Raw genomic sequence first — 21,490 nt, 5'->3', positions numbered from 1 at the left:
CTGTGTGCCCAAATCCTGCAGCTATAGTAGATTCGCCCAAATCAATAAGACATTCATTGGCAGAAAAGGCTGAAGAAGCAAACAAAAATAGCAGGAAAACTGCATAGGTTAATACTCCAATACTTTTTCCCATTACCCTCTGTAACATCTTACCCTCCTTTAGACTTTGATTAGTTATCCACCGAATAGTTGCAAACATTTAAGCATATCCCCCTGCGATTTTCAACCTTTATTTTGTTTATGCATTGATAAGTTTTATAAATAGCTTTCTGAATCTATCTCTATTTCAGGGAAGAGTTTAGCCTGCTTGCGTTACTTCCATGGAATATCCGCATTTCTTGTCATAACAGAAGTGTATGAGCCTGCCTGACTTGTCTTTTTTCTCAAGAAGGAATTCTCTGCTACACTGTGGGCATTTCAGAGAAACGGGCTTGTACCATGTGGCAAACTTACACTGAGGGTAATTGCTACAACTAAAGAAGGGCTTCCCTTTTTTTGATCGCCTTTCAACTATGTCTCCATTATCGAGGGGGCATTTAACCCCTGTTGACATGGGTTTTGTGCTCTTACATTCAGGATACCTTGAGCATGCTAAGAATTTCCCGAATCTGCCCGTTTTTACAACCATCCCTGCACCACATTTTTCGCAGACCTCTTCTGTCAAGAGGATAGATGCTTTTTCAGCCTCAATCGGCTTTGTATTTTTACAGGCTGGATAACCAGTGCATGCCATAAACCTTCCATGCCTTCCCCATTTTATGACCATTGGCATACCACACATCTGACAGAGCTCATCGGTTGGTATGTCCTTTGGCTTTACCTTTGCTGTTTTTGTGGCTTCGTCGAGGTCCTTGCTAAAGGGCTTGTAGAAGTCCTTTATGACCTTTACCCATTTGAGTCCTCCGCTTTCTATTCGGTCAAGCTCTTCTTCCATCTTTGCAGTAAAGCGGATGTCTATGAGTTCAGGGAATTGTTCTACCAGAAAATCGTTGACTATAACTCCAAGCTCTGTTGGGACGAACCTGCCGTCTTGTTTATCGGCATATTTTCTGTCAACGATTGTAGAAAGTATGGTTGCATATGTGCTTGGTCTGCCAATGCCTTTTTCCTCGAGAGCTTTGACTAATGTTGCTTCTGTGTATCGTGGCGGCGGCTCAGTGAAATGCTGAAGGGGGGTTATGTCAATGAGCCTTAGCTCCTCTCCCTTCTTAAGCTGAGGTAGTATTCTATCCTCCACACCTTCCGCTGACATAGCCATAAACCCCTTGAACTTTATAACAGAGCCCGTTGCCCTGAAGACCGCAGAGTTGGAAACGATTGTAAAGGTTGTCTGCTCAAAGACAGCAGGGCTCATCTGGCTTGAGATAAACCTCTGCCATATAAGGCTATAAAGACTGTACTGGTCTTTTGAAAGAAAGGGCTTGATGCTATCTGGCGGTCTTTCGGATGTAGGTCTTATGGCTTCATGTGCCTCCTGTGCCTTGCCCTTGACCTTATACTCAGGAGGAGTTTCAGGGACATAGTCTTTTCCAAAGGTTTTTTCTATGAATGCCCTTGCCCATACCTCAGCCTCTTTTGCCACCCTCACCGAGTCTGTTCTCATATATGTTATAAGACCATGCGAGCCTTCCTTGCCAAGCTCTATGCCTTCGTAGAGTTGTTGCGAAACGAGCATTGTCTTTTTTGCAGAAAACCCGAGTTTTCTCGATGCCTCCTGCTGAAGGGTGCTCGTTATGAATGGAGGATAGGGCATCCTCCTGCGTATCTTTTTCTCGATATCCGTAAGGATAAATTCCCCTTGTTTTAAGCTATCGAGGGTGGCATCAGCAGAGGCACTGCCCCTGACGAGGAACTGCTGTCCTTTTTCAGCATCACGGTTTATTATTAAAGCATCGGCAATCTTATAAAGCTCTGCCTGAAATTGCGGAGTCTTTGAGCCTTCAAGGGTCGCTACTATGGACCAATATTCTTCCGTCTCAAAGGACTCTATCTCACGTTCTCTTTCAACAACAATCCTTACAGCAACGGACTGCACCCTTCCTGCACTTAGTCTTCCACTGACTTTTTTCCATAAAAGGGGGCTTAGTTTGTAGCCAACGAGTCTATCAAGTATGCGTCTTGCCTGCTGTGCATCAACCTTTTTCATGTCTATTTTGCCAGGCTGTTTTATAGCCTCTTTGACTGCCCTGTCGGTTATCTCGTTAAATGCGACCCTGAATATCCTGCCGTTAAGCTCTTTTCCGCCTGCTATCTCTACTGCTATGTGATAGGCGATTGCCTCGCCCTCTCTGTCAGGGTCGGGTGCAAGGTAGATATGCTTTGCGGTTTTAGAAGCCTCCTTAAGCTCCTTTATGATTTTTTCCTTTCCCGGAATTACGACATACACGGGCTCAAAGTCCTTTTCTATATCGATTCCCATTTCTTTTTTAGGAAGGTCCTTTATATGTCCCACTGATGCCATGACCAGAAATTCCTTGCCCAGTATCTTATGTATTGTCTTTACCTTTGCAGGCGATTCAACTATAACCAGAGAACTCATCTCCCCCTTCAGTGCCATGTAATCCTGCCTCCATTTTCAAACACTAATGAATAGACCATCTCTTTGTCCATATCTGTATTTTTTATCAGTATATAGGCAAATACAGCCCTAATGGCATCCAATTCTTCTTCGTCCATGTAATCTGCTATATCGGCTGTTTCTTCTATATATCTTCTACCCATTTTATGCCAAATAAAACTTACTTCCCTCTGTCTGTCTTACGACTCCCTTAAGCTCTAAGCTTAGGAGGACCGACAGTATCTTTGAAGCAGGCATTCTGCTTTGTCTTGAGATGTCATCCACATGGGTTGGCACTCCTGACAGTATCTTTGAGAGGGTTTCCTCTTCCCCTGAAAGAGTTATTTTAACCTTTTCCTTAAATTTTATAAACCCCTTGAGGACTGGTGCAAGCTCCTCTAATATATCTCTGGCAGATACGACTACCTTTGCACCTGCCTTGATGAGCTCGTTGGTTCCAGAGGATGTAGGGGAATTTATATTGCCTGGGATGGAGAAGACCTCTCTTCCCTGCTCTAATGCATGGTTTGCGGTTATGAGGGCTCCGCTATCGGTGCCTGCCTCGACAACGAGCACACCCATGGAAAGTCCGCTTATAAGCCTGTTTCTTCTTGGGAAGTTTTCCCTGTTTGGTCCTGTGCCAAGAGGAAACTCGCTCATCACAAAGCCTGATTGCGAGATTCTCTCCATAAGCCCTTTATTTTCAGGCGGATAAGGCACATCGATTCCAGAGCCCAAAACTGCAATGCTCCTTCCACCGCATCTGACAGCACCTGTATGGGCAGATGTGTCTATGCCTCTTGCAAGTCCGCTTACTATCGTAAAACCCATGCCTGCAAGCTCTGTGGCTATTGACATGGTTACAGAGACCCCATAGTCAGTGGACTTTCTTGAGCCAACTATTGCTATTGCATACCTGTCTTCTTTTTTAATCTCTCCTTTTATGTATAAGACAATGGGTGCATCATGAATGCCTTTGAGCATCTCGGGGTAATCTTCGGAATAAAACATAACAGTTCTTATGCCCATTACATTTAGCCTTTCAACCTCATCTTCGACCGATTTTATGTCATGGAAGTTTTTTATAGCCTCTGCTTTTTTCTTTCCAACCCCATCTACACCCTTGAGCTCCCTTAGGCTTGCCGAAAATATAGATGTGGGGCTTCCAAAGTGCGAGATGAGTTTCCTTATGGTCGAAGGCCCAATTTCAGGGATTGAGTTAAGGGCTATGAGGCATATATCGTCATTCATATCTTTTGAGGAGTCTATTTATTTTCAGTCTAAGTGCATTGAGCTTTATGAAGCCCTCTGCATCCTTTTGGTCATATATCCTTTCTTCCTCGAATGTTGCAAGCTGAGGGTGATAAAGGCTAAGGGAGGATTTCCTTCCAACTACCGTGCAATTGCCCTTGTAGAGCTTGAGCCTCGCTGTGCCTGTAACATTTTCCTCGGATTTATCTATAAGGGTCTGTAGCAATTGCCTTTCAGGCGAAAACCAGTATCCATAATATATAAGTAGAGAGTATTGCGGTATAAGGCTGTCCCTTAGGTGCATGACCTCTCTGTCCAATGTGATTGACTCTATTGCTTTATGGGCAGTATGAAGCACTGTGCCACCGGGTGTCTCATAAACACCTCTCGATTTCATGCCCACATATCTGTTTTCGACGATATCTGCTCTGCCTATTGCGTTTCTGCCTGCTATAGAGTTAAGGGTCCCAAGCAGTTTTGAAGGTTTAAGCCTTTTCCCGTTTAATGAGATTGGGTCTCCTTTTTCATATCCAATCTCTATATATTCAGGCTTATCAGGGGCATTTTCAGGAGGCACTGTCATGGTATACATATCAGAAGGCGGCTCTTTCCATGGGTCCTCGAGGATGCCTCCTTCGTAGCTTATATGGAATATATTTCTGTCTGTGCTATATGGTTTTTCTTTTGTTGCAGAAACAGGTATGTTATGTTTTCTTGCATAATCTATGAGGTCTGTCCTTGATTTAAATTGCCAGAGTCTCCATGGAGCTATGACCTTTATATCAGGCTTGAGGCTATAGTATGTAAGCTCAAACCTCACCTGGTCATTGCCTTTCCCTGTTGCCCCGTGTGAGACTGCATCTGCTTTTTCTCTTTCTGCTATCTCTATTTGCTTTCTGGCTATTAGGGGTCTTGCTATGGATGTGCCAAGAAGGTATCCTCCCTCATAAACCGCATTTGCCCTGAGCATCGGGAATATGTAGTCCCTTACGAACTCCTCTCTCATGTCTTCTACATAGACCTTCGATGCACCTGCCTTAAGTGCCTTCTTTTTAATTGCACCCATATCCTCACCTTGACCGAGGTCTCCGCAGAATGCTACTACCTTTGCCTTGTATTCGTCTTTGAGCCATCTTATGGCAACTGATGTATCAAGCCCTCCTGAGTATGCAAGAACTATTTTCATAGATTGCCTCCAGCACTGTTATTTTTAATAATCTCTTTCTCCAGACAGAATTCTCCGCATGGGTAAGCAACAACTCTATACTGTATATTCTCAGCTTATAAAACCGCATACTACCTATCATTACCTAATTTAACTAACTGATGTTGCCACTTCCAACTTTCCCATTCGTTTAAAACCATATTAAGCCTCGATTTGAGCCATTTACAGACCTCACCAGCAGTCGATTCTGGACTCGTTATGTTTGTCATAAATACGGGATATTCGAAACCTTCTTTAGCGGCATCTATCCCGGCACCATCTATCACCAGTTTGAGCTTTTCCGCATAGAGAATGGACATCTTCATTGTGGCTACTTGACCTTTTGTCTCCATGGACTTTGTAGTTTTGCCTTTTTTGAAGACACCTCTTGGAAGGCTTACAATCGCAAGAACTCTACAGTGCTTGGCTACATATCTTCTAAGGAATTCATCCTGTGAATTCGAGAAAAATCCTTCTGGCAGAACGAGGCATATCCTGCCACCGACCCTGCAAGACCTTACAGCCTGCTGAATGGAGAAATTGTATTCCGAGAAGATGTCGTCTTTGCCGTCTATATTGAGGTCTCTTTCGAGGTTTTTCAGAACAGTTTCTATGTCGTTTTTTCCATAAAGAGAACTTCCAGCGGGATTTCCCACGACCAAATCCCAATCATTGCCATGCCTGAGCAAACCATTACCTTCTTTTATAGGTATCCTGCCTATTTCCCTTCCGGTCTTGCCGAAATGAAGGGCAAGATATGTTTTTGCAATGATGCAGGGAAGCTCGTCTATGTCTATGCCGAGCATGTTTTCCGCGGGCACTCCACGCTCTGCCGCAATCGCAAGAAACCCTCCGCTTCCGCACTCGAAATCAAGAACCTTCCAATCCGGATTTATTTCTCCTATGAGGTCGAACATGAATTCTATAACACATTGCTCTGTTAAATACTGGTTTAATTTTGTGCCTTGAAAAGCCCTCAGTATGAAACTTCTATACTCTTTGGCAACTTCAGGGCTAAGAGAGCCTAATAAATCAAATCTTCTATGGAGGTCTTGCGCCAGCTCCTGCTTAAAGAGCTTTCCAGCAAGGTCGGAGTATGGGGGATTTAGCGTATAGGTCTTTTGACTTTGCAGGTAGCTTAAGATATGCAAGGAGATTTTCTCTATAACATCTTTCGTTATCATGCGGTCTTCCGGGGTATAAACATCAAGAAGGTAATTCAGGAAATCTTTTCTGAACGATTCCGCATCGAGGGTTTTGGGTTTATAGCCCTTTACGAGGCCGTATTTTTCGAGGAGTTCATCAAATCGCAGAATCTCTATAGGCTCTGAAATCTGCCTTATCGCTATACCGTTTTTTATGTCAGTTTTGTAGTAGTAAAACTTTATTTCTTTTCCTACCGTAGTGGCGATATAGCGAGGAGGGATGCCGGACTTTGCATATTCTTTTTTATCGGAAGGAAAATTCCTTATATAATATTCAGCTTGTTTTAATGCAGCATCGTGTGCTTTATATTTTCTTTTGGCCTCTACGAGCAAAAGAGGCTCCCCCTCATGATAATAGACAATATCCATAGAACCGCTTTTTTTGCCGGTCGCACCAAAAGTGGGGATTGTATCTACCTTTATTCTTTCATGGTCTCCGGCGTTTGGGTAGCCGAATCTTGTGAGGAGTGGAACTATATCATTGAGGATATAGTCGGACTCAGAGCGTTCAGGCATTAAATAACATCCTCTCTTTTACCCCTGATGACTGCCTCGGTCTTTGCAATCAGGTCTTTCAGCATGGCCTCCGCCCTTTCAATATTCTTCTGTCTGCCTGCCATGTCCCCCTCTGCCTTAGCCTCCATTGCCTTGTCATGATAGACAGACATCTTCCTGTATTCGGATTCAATGCGGGATTGGACAGTATCGGGAATTAAGGGAATTTTTATTTCACCAATTTCAGGTGTGCTTATTTTTGCTGACTGGATACCATGATATATTTTTTCTATTTGAGCTTGACCAAAAACCGTAAGCAGATAAATATATAAATAATAGTTATTTATTTTTGGATCTCTAATAATGAATAAATCTCCAACACATGATTTTTTAGATACTTTATCGATAAATCCAACACGGCCGATAGCTCCGACACCCGAACCTGCAAATAGTATATCTCCAATTTTCATTTGAGACCTTTTTAATCGTTGGTATGCATTATCAGAGCAGTAGTTTATATCAACATGGTTTAATCCTGTAAACAGCAAATCTTTCAGGGTTCGATATTCACATGAATATTTTCTACCTATATGTTCTCCTTTACTTGCTCTTACATGGTCTGGCGCAATAATGGGAGTGTCTAATATCTCATTTAAAGAAATAATGTCATATGCACTGCTTATGCAGGCTAATACAAAGTCATATTTTGGTTCCCAATATCCAGCATCCCATCTGCTTAAAGGTTTCTCGGCAAACAAATCATACATTGTCTTATCCACCCTCACCGAGATGAAATCATTTTCATAGACGGTACGTTCTTTATTCAAGCTTTCCCTCATAATAAAACTCCTTATATTGCTCTGAGATTTCTTTAAGCCCCTTCTCTTCCATCTTGTTTAAAGACGCCATAAACACAGGATAGTTCATATTTTCCATCCCCTGCTTCTTTAGAAAAAGGATACTCGTTTTTGCAGTAGTCCCCATATGCTTGAATGCATCCCTCGGAAGCGACACAATAGCCTCAACTTTTGCATTTTCGGATATAAAAGCCCTTACATAGTGCATATTGGAATTGGCAAGTATTCCATCAGGAATTATTACGGCAATCCATCCACCTTCCTTGCATAACTGAATAAATCTTTCAACAAATAAAACCTCAATAGGTATTGATTGGGCTTCCTTAGCGCTAATGCCTGAGTATGGTACCTTAGTTTCAGCAATCATGCTGGAAAATAAATCGCTTTTTAGCTCTCTGTCATTTCCCTTCCCATTGTTTCTTTTATAGTTAAAGATGTTGAATGTCCGTAATGAACCCAAAAGCTTAACTGTAGAGGCATGATGCCTTAAAAGGTCAATCCCAATACCCCCATAGGGTGGATTTCCTATAACAAGATTGAACTTCTCGTTTTTAATATCTTCTTTCTTTAATCTGCCATAGTATTTGTCTTTGTGTTGTTCCCATTTGATAGGCAAAAGCCCGTTTTGGTGAAAGAAATGAGAATGAAGTTTCTCTTCATCGCCACCGAATGCCGAAAGCAGGCTAATAGAAGACCATTTATTGACTACCTCTTCATCTATATCCATTCCAAAAACCCAATCGGGCTTTGTAAAGCCCCTTTCAATTGCCTTTTTTAAGAATATTCCTTCACCGCAGGCCGGGTCTATCACAGAAGGATGATGGGGAGGCTTATGTGTGTTCCACCGCCCCATTTCTTTGTCTTCTTTTTCTTTATAGACAAGCAGGATGTCATACATAAAATCCACGATTTCAGGCCGTGTATAGAATATGCCTAAATCCTGTTTCCTTTTTTTCTCTTTTAGTTCGGCTATCACTCTTTTCTCCTACAAGATATAACAACATATCATAAAACAAAAAGAAATGTAAAAGGGGAACTAACAGGTTAGATGAAGTGCGGCTATCACTTTTTTGCCCTCTCCTTTTTTATCGAACATCTCCACTGCCTTTTCGGTTCTTTCGGCATACACCTCGATGCCTTTTGCCTTTAAGTATCTTATGGTTTTCTCCGGAACCTGCATCACACCCGAATAACCTGTTCCGATGATGAGTATATCGGGTTTTGCATCTATGACATCCTCGAGGTCTTCTGGCTGAAGGTAATGACCTTCCTTACGCCACCATGATGGGTCAACCCTTTCCGGGTATATTATGACATCCGATGTATAGGTCTTTCCACCGATTGTAATCTTTCCAAATGAGTAATGCGTGATTTTCATAAGCCCTCCGATGTAATCTTACATTAAAAAGAAACCCTTGACAATACAACTTCAAGGTGTATGATTTAGTAAATGACTGGTGGAGGTAGACATGCATCTTAAGCTTACTGAACTTAGCCCTTTTTATGACGAAGTCTTCAAAAACTTCTTCAACCGCCTTCTTAAAAGAGAGCATCTGTCAGGCTTTTTCAAATCCAAAGGACAGATAAGAGGCGTTGTTAAGAAGCAGAGAAAAAATATAGAGGACTCACTCGGAGAAAGCAACGAGGCAATGCGAAAAAGATACATCTGGCTTGCCGAGATGCATGTCGCAATGGGGGTTTCCCTTGTGGATTACATAGAGGCATTCAATTTCCTCAGGGACGAGTTTTTCTCTATCCTCATGAGAGAAAAAAGACTTATCGAGTTCTATAGAGAGGTAAACGACTACTACGAGAAGGCAAGACAGTATTCCTCCGAGGGGTATCTTAACGGACTTGTAAGGGAGCTTGTAGACCTTATCAAAACAGACATCATAAAAGACTTTAAGCCCATCGAGATTCATAACGAGCATATAAGCAGGGGACTAAGTGCTCTAACTCATAAAGACACCCTGCCCCTCAAGGAAACAGGCATAAACCACTGCCCCATTGACAGCTGGCTTACGGGTATCGAGGCAAAAATGCTCCTTCCTGAAACAGAAACCCACAATCGCATCGAGAGCCTTCACAAAAAGCTTCACTCCCTCTGCCAGTCGGTCTCGTATTATGTATTGAAGGGTCTTTGCCTTCAGGCATATTGGGAGCTCAAATCCCTGATGCATGCCTCGTCATTTTTCCATAAAGAGCTTGCCCAAGTATATAACTTGTCTGCCACAAATAGGGAAAAGGTATTTTTTGAATTTCTGAGAAAAGGAGTCGAGATAGAAAAAGACTTTCTCTTATATGCTAAGGTGAAGAACCCTTCCGAACTCACAGGCATTTATGACAAGGGATTCGGAGAATCCCAACAGACAGATGTAGTAGAGGCGATGGAGAGCAAACTGGAGGGATGTGAGCATGTAGTCATACCTGTGCACAACGGGGCAGTGGGATTACTAAGAGAGAAAGAACAAGACAAGGGAACTATAGAGAATATAAAGAAGTCTCTTCCTGAAAGCCTCAAGCTTACTGCGATTAACCTCAAAGAGCTATGCAGAGGTAACACGACAATCCTTGAGCATCTGAACCCAGTCACATGGAAGAGGATTGTCGATGCCGAGGATGCCACAGAGGCGATTAATGCCGAGGCGAAAAAACATAAGTATATAGAGCTACTCTTCGAGGAAGACAGGCTCGATGTTTTCTTTCAGCCTGCATGTGGATTAAGGACAGGAAAACTCTATGACCTCGAGGCACTCGTAAGGCTCAGAGAGGACAAAGGCTATGTGCAGGCAAATCTCTTCATAGATGCCATCTATGAAAGAAACCTTATTACAGAGCTTGACATGAGGGTTCTTGAAAAGGTCGTTTCATATGCCAGTAGGCTCAAAGATATAACGAACAAGGTCTTCATAAATGTAAGTCCTTTGTCATTTAAAATCCCTGCTTACAGGGAGTCAGTTGAAAAGGCTATACGCCTTCTCAAGGACAAAGACATAAGCCCTTATTTCGAGATAACCGAGCAAGCACTACTTGACTACACAGAGCTTGCAAAATACCTGAAATCGAACTACGGGATAGGATTCGTGGTTGATGACTTTGGCACAGGGTACTCATCGCTTAAGACTGTTGCTGACCTTGCCGAAGCAGAGGTCATCTCGCACCTTAAGATAGACGGCTCGCTTACAAAAAGAATCCTTTACTCAGAGGAGACATACAAGGTCGTAAGGTCGATAGCCAGCATGGCAAAGAGTCTTGGCATTAAGACCGTGGCTGAGTTCGTGGAGGACGCCGAGACCGTAAAAAGGCTCATAGAGCTTGACATAGACTACGGACAGGGATTCTACTACAGCCCTGCAAGCCACATCGAGAAGCTTTCGCTAAGATAGCAGGCACCAGGTATTTCTTTTATTGTAGAAACCACTTTTCATGAGTATAATATCGCATGGAGATGGTTAAGGATTTTCTTGTATATCTTACTGTAGAGAAAGGGCTTTCGGAAAACACGGTTAAGTCTTATTCTCAGGATCTAAGGAGGTTTCAGGGGTTTCTTAAAAGGACAGGCAGGGGGATTCCGTTTTCAAGACAGGACATAATGGGGTTTTTAGATTCTATGAGGATAGAAGGGCTTTCTATATCCTCTATATGCAGGGTAATGTCTTGCCTGAGAGAGCTCTCTAAATATCTACTCATCGAGGGCATCATAGACGAAGACCCAACCGAAAACCTTCAATCTCCAAAGAAGTGGCAGACCCTTCCAAAGGCACTTAGCCTCGATGAGATAAAGGAACTACTTGAGGGGTTAAAACACCCCGCTTCAAAGGGCTCCTTAACGCTTAGGGATTCTGCAATGATTGAGCTTTTGTATTCAAGCGGACTTAGGGTCAGCGAGCTTATCAGGCTCAGGACTTATGATATAAATTTCGAGGCTGGCTTTATCAGGGTCATAGGGAAGGGCTCAAAAGAAAGGGTTGTGCCTGTCAGCCAGAGGGCACTCGATATGGTTAAGCTATATATGAAAACCGCAAGGTCTCTGCTTCTTAGGAAAAGCCTTTCGGAGTATCTTTTCCTTACGCAAAGAGGCAAGCATATGACAAGGCAGAGGTTTTTTCAGGCTCTAAAGGGATATGGGAAAAAAGCAGGGCTTAATCTTTCTCCTCATACCCTGAGGCATTCCTTTGCAACTCACATGCTCGAAGGTGGTGCTGATTTGAGGTCTCTTCAGAAGATGCTTGGGCATTCCGATATATCTTCAACACAGATATACACAAAGGTCTCGATGGACAGGGCAAAAAGGGTTTATGCCCTTCATCATCCGAGGGCATGAAGGGAATAAAAATCTCTCTAGTCCCTTTTGAATTCAAAAAGGAAATCTTTGTTACCCTCACTGATGCCATTAAAAAAGACCTTGCAAAGAAGGGGGTCAAAGAGGAAGTTTAAATTTATGATGCCTTTTGAGAAGGTTTAAAGAGTTAGCGGTTACTTTTCTTTATGCTCCCTTCGGTGCCTCCTGAGCAGAAGTGAAATTGAAGAAAGAGGGGTATTGAGGGGCTTGAAAGGAGGATTTTTCAGAGGCAAGCTAACTATAATATAAATTTATGATGCCTTGTGATAAAGCTCTTCCTTTTTTTCCCTTGACAAATCATTTTATTAGAGCTATCTTATAGACATCTGATAGATAGCGAGGCTATTTTGTTATTTAAGGCATTTGAATGGGACAGAGGAAACATTGAGCATGTATTTAGGCATGGTGTTGGTTATGATGAAGTTGAGGAGGCCTGTGTAAATAATCCATATGTCAGGAAAACTGCTGATGAGCGGTATCTTGTATATGGGATTACTGACAGCGGCAGATACCTTTTGGTTGTTGGAATAAATAAAGGCAAGGGTGTTTTCAGGACAATAACAGCAAGGGACATGACTGAAAGGGAAAAGTCTCTATATAAAAGGAGATTGGAAAAATGAAAAAAATACCTAAGTTTAAATCAGAGAAAGAGGAGGCTGATTTTTGGGCAACACATGACAGTGCTGACTATCTATCAGGAACAAAAGAGGTAAAAGTAAAATTTAAACGGCCCAAAAAGAAGCTCGTTTCGCTCAGGCTTGATGAAAAGACAATCAAGAGCCTGAAGAAAATAGCCGATACTAAAGGGATAGGTTATCTTGAGCTTGTAAGGATGTGGGTTCTTGAGAACATGAATAAAGCTAAGGCTGCCTGATGCAAATTCCTTTTGCCTTAGTTGTCCTGAATAGGCTTTGAGGGGGAGATAGTACCTGTGTCCCTGATAAAATTACCCCCATAGCTTATCAAAATAGTCTTATAATTTCTGAGATAAACTTTTCCAATTTATAGTAATCTTCATAGTAATCTATTTGCGCTCTGTATGCTGCCTCTTTAGAGGTGTGGATTAGAACTGTTAACCATGAATCCGTTGACAACAGACTCCAAAAATCTGGATCTATTTGAAAACTATAATTGTTAAGATTAAAGTTGTGTTCAATAATTTTATTTCTGGTCCCAGAGAATTTTTTAAAAAATTTTTCATCGGGTTTGTTAATACTAATCCTCAGTTTACTTATTATGTCGATACATTTTTTCCCGTATTGATAAATACCACATAACCCCGTTCCCGCCAATTCACTATACAAAACTATCTTTTGGCGATAGCCAGAACAGTTTCTATCAACATTGATTGATGCCACTTTAGTAACTCTTAGCTGATAGAAACTATAATAAAAGAGCTTAAATGTGTTGTAGAAAAATATATAATTCTGTCTTTGTGGTTTCCAATTATTTTGAAATGTTTGAAATTTTTTATTCCAAAAGGGTTCTAAATCATTTAAATTAATCTGATCCCGTTGATGATCTGACTGAAATCTACTATCACAATAATTAGGGTCCCCTATTAGCACTTTATTATTACTATCCTCAAGTTTTACTATTGTTGTGTTATCCACCAGTTCTCTAAGATCTGAAGGTATTTGGCACATGTCTATCTCCAGAGGATTTTATCCTCTCCTTTTGTTGAAGCAGGAAGGACTCCATTGCCCCTATCTTACCCACCCCCTCTTTATGCCTTTGAAACTTCATATCTGATGGGAAGGAGTTTATCAAGTGTTATGTGTTTGGATGCATCAAGGATTTCAATTCCAACAATTCTATCGTTTTCACCAATATCCAAAACAATATCTTCGGAGACCCGCCGATTTATAACATCCTGCTTTCTGTCATCAAGCCTGATATAGAGAAGGTCTGTTTTGTCATTATACACAATGTTCATTTCACATCCTCCCATTTTCCATAAAATACATATACAGTCACGCTTATAATTGCATCCCCTTCAATAGTATAAAATACTTCAACTCTCTTTTGTTCATAATATTTATTAAGCCGATTCTTCTTAAACTCATAAACCTTAGCCTTTCCTGCCCGTCCATATTTTGCAGGAATGGAAAAGCCTGTAAGGATTACATCTCTGATTTCATTTTCATCAGTGCCTCGTTCTTCTGCCCCACCCTCGCCCTCTCCCGCAAGGGGAGAGGGGAATTTAAAACAATAGTTCATTTTTTACTTGACAAATGGGTTTTTTAGTGTTATTATCTAACTATAGTTTATGGGAGGTGCGAGTATGAAAAAAGGGGAAGTAAGGATTCTGATTTGCTTTAATATTAAAGCAAAATTAAAGCAGGAATCATTAAAAATCAATGGGTTAGGACACCCCCCCTCCCCCTATTAAATTAAAGCAAAGACAAAAAGGAGGCAGAATGAAAAGAGGACAAGGCACACATGAGGCAAGGAAAATAGCTCAGAGGACATATCTTGAGTTTGGAGGAAAAAACATTAAAGCAATACTTAAAAGGCTCGAGGATAGCCATGACATTAAGATGTCAGCACAGACACTCTTAAGATGGGCAGTAGAGGGGAGATGGAAGGAGCGGGTGAAGGAGAAAATCCCAACTGCAAAGATAGACCCTGAAAGGATGAGGCAGGTTGCCTTAGAAATACTTGAAACCGACTACGGGATAAAAAGGTAGTCGGGCTTGCATTTTCCCCTGATTTATAATACTATTTTATAGATTTCATACACGGAGGTATTTTTTTTATGCCAAGAACGCTTAAGGCAGACGAGCTTTACAAATGCTGTGACTTTAAACTTTTTGATTTCAATACAACTTCGGAAATCAAGGTACTTGACGGCACAATAGGCCAGGAAAGGGCAATGAATGCCCTTGATTTCGGGTTAAGCCTTGAGTCTACAGGATTTAATATATTCATACTTGGCGAAAGCGGCACCGGAAAGATGACCACAATCAAGTCGTTTCTTAAAAAACTTGCCGAAAAAGAGCCTGTGCCTTCTGACTGGTGCTATGTCTATAATTTCAAAGACCCGGATGTCCCTCAGGCTATATCCATGAAGGCTGGGCAGGCAATCCTATTTCAAAAAGACATGGAAGAGCTTATAAAGATACTGAAGGTAGAGATACCTAAGGTCTTTGAATCAAAGGAATACGAAAAACAGAAAAGCAGGATAATGGAGGAGTTTCAGAAAAAACAAAAAGAGCTTTTTGGCTCTTTAGATGACGAGGCACAGGCAAAGGGCTTCTCCATAAGAAAAACTGTAAGCGGGCTTTTGATAGTGCCTGTAAAGAAAACAGGCGAGCCTCTTAGCGAGGAGGAGTTCGAGGCATTAGAGGAAAAAAGCAGAAAAAAGATAGAGGAGGTCGGCAGGGCTCTTCAGGAAAAATTAGACGATGTTGTCAGGGCCGTAAGAGAGGGCGAGAAATTAGTCAAGGAACTCTTGGAAAGACTTGAAAGGGATGCTGCGCTTTCGGCAGTTGGGCATCTCATAGAGGAACTTAAAAACAAATACAGGGCTTACGAAATAATAGTAACCTATCTCGAGGTAGTTAGAGAGGATATCCTTGCCCACTTAGAGGACTTTAAGGGAGCCGAGGAGCAGACACCTCCCCTGCCCTTTATGAAGATGCCAAAGGCAGAGCCTACATTTACGAGATATGCAATCAATGTCCTTGTCAACAATAAGGAGACAAAGGGTGCCCCATGTGTCTTTGAGGCTAACCCCACTTATTACAACCTCTTTGGAAGGGTAGAGCATAAGATTCAGTATGGCATTGCAGTGACGGATTTCTCCATGATAAAGGCAGGCTCTCTTCACAGGGCAAACGGAGGCTACCTCGTCATAGACGCCCTTGACCTCTTAAGAAGTATCTTTGCATACGATGCCCTTAAGCGCTCAATCAGAAATAAAGAAGTTAGGATAGAAGATGTCTGGGAGCAATACAGGCTCATATCGACAACCACCTTAAAGCCAGAGGCAATACCGCTCGATATAAAGGTCATACTTGTCGGAAACCCCTTCCTCTACTACCTCCTCTATAATCTCGATGAGGAATATAAGGAACTCTTTAAGGTAAAGTCCGATTTCGACAGCCGTATGCCAAGAACAACGAGTAGTGTTAAAAAATATGCAGAGTTCATTGCATCGAGGTGCAATGAGGAGAAACTTCTTCCATTCGACAGAACAGGGGTTTCTAAAATCGTTGAATTCGGCTCCCGTCTTGCAGAGCATCAGGCTAAGCTTTCAACGAGGTTTACCGACATAGCAGACATTATAATAGAGTCCCATTACTGGGCACAAAAAGCAGGAAGCAATGTCGTAGGAGCAGAGCATGTAGAGAAGGCACTTAACGAGAAGGTCTATAGAAACTCAAAGATAGAAGAGCACCTTAGAGAGATGACGATGGAAGACACCCTGATAGTAAAGACCTCAGGCGATATGGTCGGTCAGGTCAATGGTCTTGCAGTCTTATCCATGGGGGATTATAGCTTTGGCAAGCCCTCAAGGATTACAGCCAAGGCATATACAGGCAAGGCAGGCGTTGTGAACATAGAGCGAGAGACAAAGATGTCGGGAAGAATACACGAAAAGGCAATCCTTATACTTACACACTACCTCGGAAGTAAATATGCTATAAAGAAGCCAATAAGCCTTTCTGCCTCAATCACCTTTGAACAGCTCTATGACATGGTAGAGGGAGACAGTGCAACCTGTGCCGAGCTTTATGCCCTTCTAAGTAGTATAGCCCAGGTGCCTCTCAGACAGGATATAGCCATCACAGGCTCTATGGACCAAAACGGAGATGTCCAGCCAATCGGAGGCGTAAACGAAAAAGTAGAGGGATTCTTTGACCTCTGCCAACTAAGGGGACTTAATGGCTCACACGGTGTAATAATCCCATCGAGAAACATAAAGAACCTTATGATTAAAAGGGATGTTACTGATGCCGTAAAAGAGGGCAAATTCTTGATATACCCTATAGACAGGGTTGAGGAAGGGCTTGAAATCCTTACAGGAATGCCTGCAGGCGAGCTCAAAGACGACGGCACATATCCAGAGGGGACATTTAACTACCTTGTATCAAAACGCCTCGAGGAAATCTCCGAGGCACTGAAGGCAAAGAAGGAGGAAGATGAAGAGAAAAAGAAAAAGGAAAATGAAAATAAAGGGCAATGAAAAAGGTTTTATGGGCCCTTGAGTTTTTCGTATTCTTTGCGATTTCTTTTCCCCTGAGCCTGATTCCTCATAGCCTCATTAAAAAGGCAGGAGGAGCACTCGGCACCATCGCCTATTTGCTGTGGAGGAAAAGAAGGCTCATAGCTATCGAGAATCTAAGGACTGCGATTGAAAGGAATGCCGTCTCTGTAGCAGAGCCCCCTGAGGAAATAATCAAAGAGTTCTTCAAAAACATTGGCAGATCATTCATTGAGCTCCTAAAGGTCTATTGGGGCAGAGGCAATAAGATTTTCGGGTCTGTGCACATCGAGGGAAAAGAAAATTTTGACCATGCAAAGGCAAAGGGGAAAGGCGTAATCTTTATAACAGGCCATACTGGTAACTGGGAGCTTATGTCCATTTCATTGTCCTTAAAAGTAGATAGCATTGGCGTTGTTGCAAGACCCATTAATAACCCCTTCCTTAACAGGTTCGTTGAGACATCGAGGACAAAATATGGAAACCGGGTTATTTATAAAAAAGGCGGACTTAAAGAAATGCTTCAGAGCCTTAGACAGGGTAAAACCATAGGTCTCCTCATTGACCAGTCTGTGGTTCATTCCGAGGGTGTATTGATAGAGTTTCTCGGAAGCCCTGCATGGACACTGAAGGTCCCTGCTCTTTTAGCTCGAAAGACAGACTCTCCTGTGCTTGCAGTGTTTATAAAGAGAACCGAAACGGGGCATGTGATAAATATAAGCCCTGAGGTCTCCCTTTCAGGAGATGAGATTGAGGACACTAAAAAACTAACTGGCTATGTAGAAAGATATGTAAAGGAAAATCCGACTGAATGGCTCTGGATTCATAGGAGATGGAAGCGGGCATACCCAGTGTCTTCCCTTCTATCCCTCTGAAGTAAATCTCTGTGGTGTCAATATCTTTAATTTAAATGGCAGGTCTGTCATATCAAGAAGGTCTTTGTCGCCAGTGACCAAGAAATTCGCTCCTGCCTCAAGACAGCATTCAAGCAACATATTATCTTTGGCATCTCTACAAATAAATAGCCTTTTCTGTGGCTGAATAACATTTGCTCTTGCTACAAAAGCAGCTATGCCTGAGATTAATACCTTCAACTGGATGTGGTCTATTTTTTCTTCAGACTCAAGAACCAGAGGAACACTGCGGTATTCTTTCAGAAGGGTAGGAGATACAAATATTTCTGCCTCTGCAAATGCCTTCTTTACAGCCTTTTCTGGAACTCCGCCAAAGACAAAGGCAGAGACAAGAACCCCTGTGTCAATGACTACTCTACCTCTTTTTTCCGTATGCCTTCTTCCTTACAGCTTTAACAGCATTATCAATATCTTTCAGAGTTAATCGGGTCTTCTTGAACGCCTCTTCCGCCACCTTAAAAGATGCATCAAGTCTGTCCTCGGGAGAAAGCACTGAGAGAATATAATCCTCAGGATTGATTTTAACTGAAGCAACTCTCATTAAAAATCACCTCTTTTAAGATTAGTTTATTATTTTTATTCTATATCAGAATATCTTTTTTTTCTATACCAATAAACACAATGGGGCAAAAAAGGAAACTTAGCAAGTGAGTCCTGTCCTATTGCCAGCTTATAATGTCTTTGTCCTCATTGTCTCCGCCGACTGAGCCGTCCCTTCCGTAGGAGTAAAGGTCGTATTCTCCATGAGTGCCCGGAGACTGATATACATAAGGTCTTCCCCATGGGTCTTTGGGTATTACCTGCTTTTTAAGATATGGTCCATCCCATTTTTCAGAGCTGGGGTTTGTTATGAGGGCTTCTAATCCCTCCTGTGTGGTGGGATACCTGTCCATGTCCATCCTGAAATCGTCTAAGCCTGCCCCAAATATCTCAACCTGTGCCTTTGCCGCACCCTGCTTGCCTTTACCGAGCCTCTTAAAGACATTCTGTCCGACCAATCCCACAAGCAACATGATAATAGTTACTACGATAAGAAGCTCTACGAGTGTAAAGCCCTTCCTATCCCCTAAGGGTTTTATAAAATTAACCTTAAACATATCCTTAATTATAACACTTTGGTCCAATGGAAAAAAGTAGTCCTCCGCTCATCGGAATCGTTTTAACCACCTTCTCCCTGCCTTACATTATGTTTTAATTCGAGGCTTCTAAGGGTTTTTCTAATCTTGAGCCAATAGAAAAGTCCCACTCCTACGAGCAAAAACATAGCAATATGTTTCGCAGTTATTACAGCGACCTGAATACCACCTGCTATATTAGACCATTCATACCTCACATAGAATATCGTTCTTGGCACACCTGCGATAAGCACCCAGATAAGGGAATATTTTACAAGCCTCATTATGCTCCGATTGGTGCCGATGTAGTAAAGCTCCATATCCTTGCCTGCATGGGCAAGGTCGGGATAACTCTTCGAGAGAACTAACATAGCGACTGCACCTACGATTAGAAATGCCGTGGCTATATCATGGGAGTAGTTGTTGAGCATGACTCCTATATCAAGAAGGGATGACATAGTTTTATTATTTTAACATTTTTACCAAACCTTTAACTTTTCTCTCCCCACCTGCGGAAGAGGGTGAGGTATAATATCTTAGGTATGAGTCCTACTGTCGGTGTCATAATAATGGTGAATAACCATCTCCATGATGTTTCGACTGCCATGCTTTTAGCATGTGGTGTGGCAGTCTGGCTGATGATAAAAAGATATGAGGCAGGCAGTGGAAGCGTAGTGGCAGGATATTTTATGAGCATCTATAAGGGCATGGCAAAGGTGGCAAGGTTTTCCCTTTACTGGATACTCATAGGTGCAATACCGAGAACACTTACATTCAGGAGTTTCGAGTGGTCAAATGCAGTTATTCATAATCAGATCCCTGCCTTAATCCTGAAGCATATTCTTGCATTTACAGTTGTTAGCTTAGGTGTCTGGCTCTGGCTCAAGATAAACCAGAAGATGAAGGTCATTAAGCAAGGCATAAACGCATGAAGGTGCAACCCCCTCTAACAGACCCTGTATCTGCCTTCTGAAAGCTCATCGCAAAGGGAGCTGATATTGGAAAGCTCTCTTTCGAGGATTTCGGTAACCTTTTTCGATATGTCTTTGAGCCTTACACCTTCTTTTAAGAGTAACTGTGCAGATGCCATAAGGGGTTTGTCTATGGGCATGCCGATTCTACTTAAGAGGAATACATAGACCTCTTTTATGCCCTCTACATTTTTATATATATCCTCTGCCGATTTATGGGCAAGGATATTGTAAATCTTACCCACATGGCTTACAGGGTTTTTCCCTGCGGCCGCCTCTGTGCCCATTGGTCTCATCACAGAGATTAAGCCATTTACACGGTTTCCCCTTCCTACCTGTCCTGAGTCCGCATCCTCGGCAGATGTCCCAAGAAGGCTAAGGTATATTCCACCAAGCCCCCTTCCTTTTTCATCGAGTGTGTTGAAATGAACAGAGATTTTTTTGAAGTCCTTGCATGTCCTAAGAAACCAATTCATCTCTGAATGTATAACCTCTTTTTTCCTGAAATATTCATTCTCCGATTTAACGAACCTCGATATGAGGGGCATTGCAACCGTGATGTCAATGTCCTGTCCTGTTCTTAAGCCCATGACCTTTACATCCTCGCCTGTCTCTGGGTATTTGTCTTTGAACTGTCTTGAGTTGAGGTATCTTTCGAGGTCTAAGACAGTCTCCTCGGTTGGCGAAAGAGGGTAATAGCCAACAGCCGCAGATGTGTCATTTGCACCCCTTACCTCTCCGGGCCTCATGAATATGTCTATTAGCTCCTCTGAGCCTGCTGAAAGGACTGTTCTATATCTTACATGCTTTTCAGGGTCAACGAACCGCAGATTTGCTTTAATCCATTCCTTTGAACTTGCTATGGCAATGCCATTTACCGGGATTTTTTTCCCTTGTGCCACAAAGGTTGCCCTGTCTCCGATAATAAGCTCCATTGGCTTAATGACCCTTCCACCTCCAAATGTCTTTTTGGCTTTCCCTGCGGCTAAAAGCCCTTTGTCGATGTTATGATGAAGGATAAAGCCTATGTGCTTTTTATATGCCCTGCAAAGTGCCACCGAGATAGCTTCCATGATGGAATCGCACATAAAGTCTGGATGGCCTAAGCCCTTTCTCTCTACAACCTCTACCCTGTGCTCTTTAACGGATTTGCCTCTAAAGGTCTCTACCACTATCATAACTGGATATTATCAGGAACAAGCACTGATGGCAATATCTTAGTAAACTCGTGTCAAGCCAAAGTAGAAATCTCTTTGCCTCATGTGTGCCTTGTCCTCTTTTCATTCTACCTCCTTCAATCCTGTCACCCTGAACCCTAACCGTCACCCTGAACTCGATTCAGGGTCTAATGTTTTTGCTTTAGTTTATAG

At 42.3% G+C, this 21,490-nt stretch carries 24 protein-coding genes; 8 read left to right on the top strand and 16 right to left on the bottom strand.

What is annotated here, in order from left to right; translation table 11 throughout:
- Positions 1 to 298: 298 nt before the first annotated feature.
- The 8 genes from topA to HY805_09805 all read right to left on the bottom strand — a co-directional run bounded on the left by topA (position 299) and on the right by HY805_09805 (position 8,947).
- A complete protein-coding gene (gene topA / locus HY805_09840; protein ID MBI4824511.1) occupies positions 299 to 2,539 on the bottom strand; it encodes a type I DNA topoisomerase in 2,241 nt (746 codons plus the stop codon).
- 8 nt (positions 2,540 to 2,547) lie between these two features.
- Complete coding sequence (locus HY805_09835) at positions 2,548 to 2,721, bottom strand: hypothetical protein (GenBank protein ID MBI4824510.1); 174 nt, start codon at positions 2,719 to 2,721, stop codon at positions 2,548 to 2,550.
- Between the two features lies 1 nt (position 2,722).
- On the bottom strand, positions 2,723 to 3,808 hold the full coding sequence (gene dprA / locus HY805_09830; GenBank protein ID MBI4824509.1) for a DNA-protecting protein DprA: 1,086 nt from the start codon (positions 3,806 to 3,808) through the stop codon (positions 2,723 to 2,725).
- Positions 3,801 to 4,994, bottom strand: coding sequence for an argininosuccinate synthase (locus HY805_09825; protein MBI4824508.1), 1,194 nt, complete (start codon positions 4,992 to 4,994; stop codon positions 3,801 to 3,803). The genes dprA and HY805_09825 overlap by 8 nt, the downstream gene beginning before the upstream one ends.
- A 110-nt stretch (positions 4,995 to 5,104) precedes the next feature.
- Positions 5,105 to 6,733, bottom strand: a complete 1,629-nt coding sequence (locus tag HY805_09820) for an N-6 DNA methylase (protein MBI4824507.1) — start codon at positions 6,731 to 6,733, stop codon at positions 5,105 to 5,107.
- Positions 6,733 to 7,551, bottom strand: coding sequence for a restriction endonuclease subunit S (locus HY805_09815; GenBank protein ID MBI4824506.1), 819 nt, complete (start codon positions 7,549 to 7,551; stop codon positions 6,733 to 6,735). The genes HY805_09820 and HY805_09815 overlap by 1 nt, the downstream gene beginning before the upstream one ends.
- Positions 7,532 to 8,545, bottom strand: coding sequence for an SAM-dependent DNA methyltransferase (locus HY805_09810; GenBank protein ID MBI4824505.1), 1,014 nt, complete (start codon positions 8,543 to 8,545; stop codon positions 7,532 to 7,534). Before HY805_09810 ends, HY805_09815 begins: the two co-directional genes overlap by 20 nt.
- Positions 8,546 to 8,605: 60 nt before the next feature.
- The gene (locus HY805_09805; protein MBI4824504.1) at positions 8,606 to 8,947 is read right to left on the bottom strand and encodes an Mth938-like domain-containing protein; all 342 of its coding nucleotides are present in this window, start codon (positions 8,945 to 8,947) and stop codon (positions 8,606 to 8,608) included.
- Between the two features lie 91 nt (positions 8,948 to 9,038).
- Between HY805_09805 and HY805_09800 the strand changes: the two genes are divergently transcribed.
- From HY805_09800 to HY805_09785, 4 genes are all read left to right on the top strand, one after another.
- A complete protein-coding gene (locus HY805_09800; protein ID MBI4824503.1) occupies positions 9,039 to 10,955 on the top strand; it encodes an EAL domain-containing protein in 1,917 nt (638 codons plus the stop codon).
- Between the two features lie 56 nt (positions 10,956 to 11,011).
- On the top strand, positions 11,012 to 11,893 hold the full coding sequence (gene xerD, locus HY805_09795; GenBank protein MBI4824502.1) for a site-specific tyrosine recombinase XerD: 882 nt from the start codon (positions 11,012 to 11,014) through the stop codon (positions 11,891 to 11,893).
- A 365-nt stretch (positions 11,894 to 12,258) separates the two neighbouring features.
- Positions 12,259 to 12,531, top strand: a complete 273-nt coding sequence (locus HY805_09790) for a BrnT family toxin (GenBank protein ID MBI4824501.1) — start codon at positions 12,259 to 12,261, stop codon at positions 12,529 to 12,531.
- On the top strand, positions 12,528 to 12,785 hold the full coding sequence (locus HY805_09785) for a hypothetical protein (protein MBI4824500.1): 258 nt from the start codon (positions 12,528 to 12,530) through the stop codon (positions 12,783 to 12,785). Before HY805_09790 ends, HY805_09785 begins: the two co-directional genes overlap by 4 nt.
- Before the next feature lie 88 nt (positions 12,786 to 12,873).
- On the opposite strand, the gene HY805_09780 is transcribed toward HY805_09785, so the two are convergent.
- From HY805_09780 to HY805_09770, 3 genes are all read right to left on the bottom strand, one after another.
- On the bottom strand, positions 12,874 to 13,557 hold the full coding sequence (locus HY805_09780; protein ID MBI4824499.1) for a hypothetical protein: 684 nt from the start codon (positions 13,555 to 13,557) through the stop codon (positions 12,874 to 12,876).
- Between the two features lie 80 nt (positions 13,558 to 13,637).
- Entirely contained in the window at positions 13,638 to 13,847 is a 210-nt protein-coding gene (locus HY805_09775; GenBank protein ID MBI4824498.1) for a DUF2283 domain-containing protein, read from the bottom strand.
- Complete coding sequence (locus tag HY805_09770) at positions 13,844 to 14,131, bottom strand: hypothetical protein (protein MBI4824497.1); 288 nt, start codon at positions 14,129 to 14,131, stop codon at positions 13,844 to 13,846. The genes HY805_09775 and HY805_09770 overlap by 4 nt, the downstream gene beginning before the upstream one ends.
- 200 nt (positions 14,132 to 14,331) lie before the next feature.
- Here HY805_09770 and HY805_09765 point away from each other — a divergent pair, with 200 nt between their 5' ends.
- The 3 genes from HY805_09765 (at position 14,332) to HY805_09755 (ending at position 17,995) form a co-directional block, all read left to right on the top strand.
- Complete coding sequence (locus HY805_09765) at positions 14,332 to 14,601, top strand: hypothetical protein (protein ID MBI4824496.1); 270 nt, start codon at positions 14,332 to 14,334, stop codon at positions 14,599 to 14,601.
- A gap of 68 nt (positions 14,602 to 14,669) precedes the next feature.
- Positions 14,670 to 17,102: an AAA family ATPase gene (locus HY805_09760; protein MBI4824495.1), complete on the top strand. Its 2,433-nt coding sequence runs from the start codon at positions 14,670 to 14,672 to the stop codon at positions 17,100 to 17,102.
- The gene (locus tag HY805_09755) at positions 17,099 to 17,995 is read left to right on the top strand and encodes a lysophospholipid acyltransferase family protein (GenBank protein ID MBI4824494.1); all 897 of its coding nucleotides are present in this window, start codon (positions 17,099 to 17,101) and stop codon (positions 17,993 to 17,995) included. Before HY805_09760 ends, HY805_09755 begins: the two co-directional genes overlap by 4 nt.
- Here the strand turns inward: HY805_09755 and HY805_09750 are convergent.
- The 4 genes from HY805_09750 to HY805_09735 form a co-directional block, all read right to left on the bottom strand.
- Positions 17,984 to 18,382, bottom strand: coding sequence for a putative toxin-antitoxin system toxin component, PIN family (locus HY805_09750; GenBank protein ID MBI4824493.1), 399 nt, complete (start codon positions 18,380 to 18,382; stop codon positions 17,984 to 17,986). The two genes, HY805_09755 and HY805_09750, sit on opposite strands and share 12 nt — an antisense overlap.
- Positions 18,383 to 18,389: 7 nt before the next feature.
- Positions 18,390 to 18,575, bottom strand: coding sequence for a hypothetical protein (locus HY805_09745; GenBank protein ID MBI4824492.1), 186 nt, complete (start codon positions 18,573 to 18,575; stop codon positions 18,390 to 18,392).
- A gap of 118 nt (positions 18,576 to 18,693) precedes the next feature.
- Positions 18,694 to 19,131, bottom strand: a complete 438-nt coding sequence (gene gspG, locus HY805_09740) for a type II secretion system major pseudopilin GspG (GenBank protein ID MBI4824491.1) — start codon at positions 19,129 to 19,131, stop codon at positions 18,694 to 18,696.
- Positions 19,132 to 19,193: 62 nt separating this feature from the next.
- Positions 19,194 to 19,607, bottom strand: a complete 414-nt coding sequence (locus HY805_09735; GenBank protein MBI4824490.1) for a hypothetical protein — start codon at positions 19,605 to 19,607, stop codon at positions 19,194 to 19,196.
- A gap of 84 nt (positions 19,608 to 19,691) precedes the next feature.
- Here HY805_09735 and HY805_09730 point away from each other — a divergent pair, with 84 nt between their 5' ends.
- On the top strand, positions 19,692 to 20,081 hold the full coding sequence (locus HY805_09730) for a hypothetical protein (protein MBI4824489.1): 390 nt from the start codon (positions 19,692 to 19,694) through the stop codon (positions 20,079 to 20,081).
- 14 nt (positions 20,082 to 20,095) lie between these two features.
- On the opposite strand, the gene HY805_09725 is transcribed toward HY805_09730, so the two are convergent.
- On the bottom strand, positions 20,096 to 21,298 hold the full coding sequence (locus HY805_09725; protein MBI4824488.1) for a methionine adenosyltransferase: 1,203 nt from the start codon (positions 21,296 to 21,298) through the stop codon (positions 20,096 to 20,098).
- Positions 21,299 to 21,490: the final 192 nt, after the last annotated feature.

The organism is Nitrospirota bacterium (assembly GCA_016207905.1).
Taxonomy (GTDB): Bacteria; Nitrospirota; Thermodesulfovibrionia; order Thermodesulfovibrionales; family JdFR-86; genus JACQZC01.
This window is presented reverse-complemented; position numbering and strand designations above follow the sequence as displayed.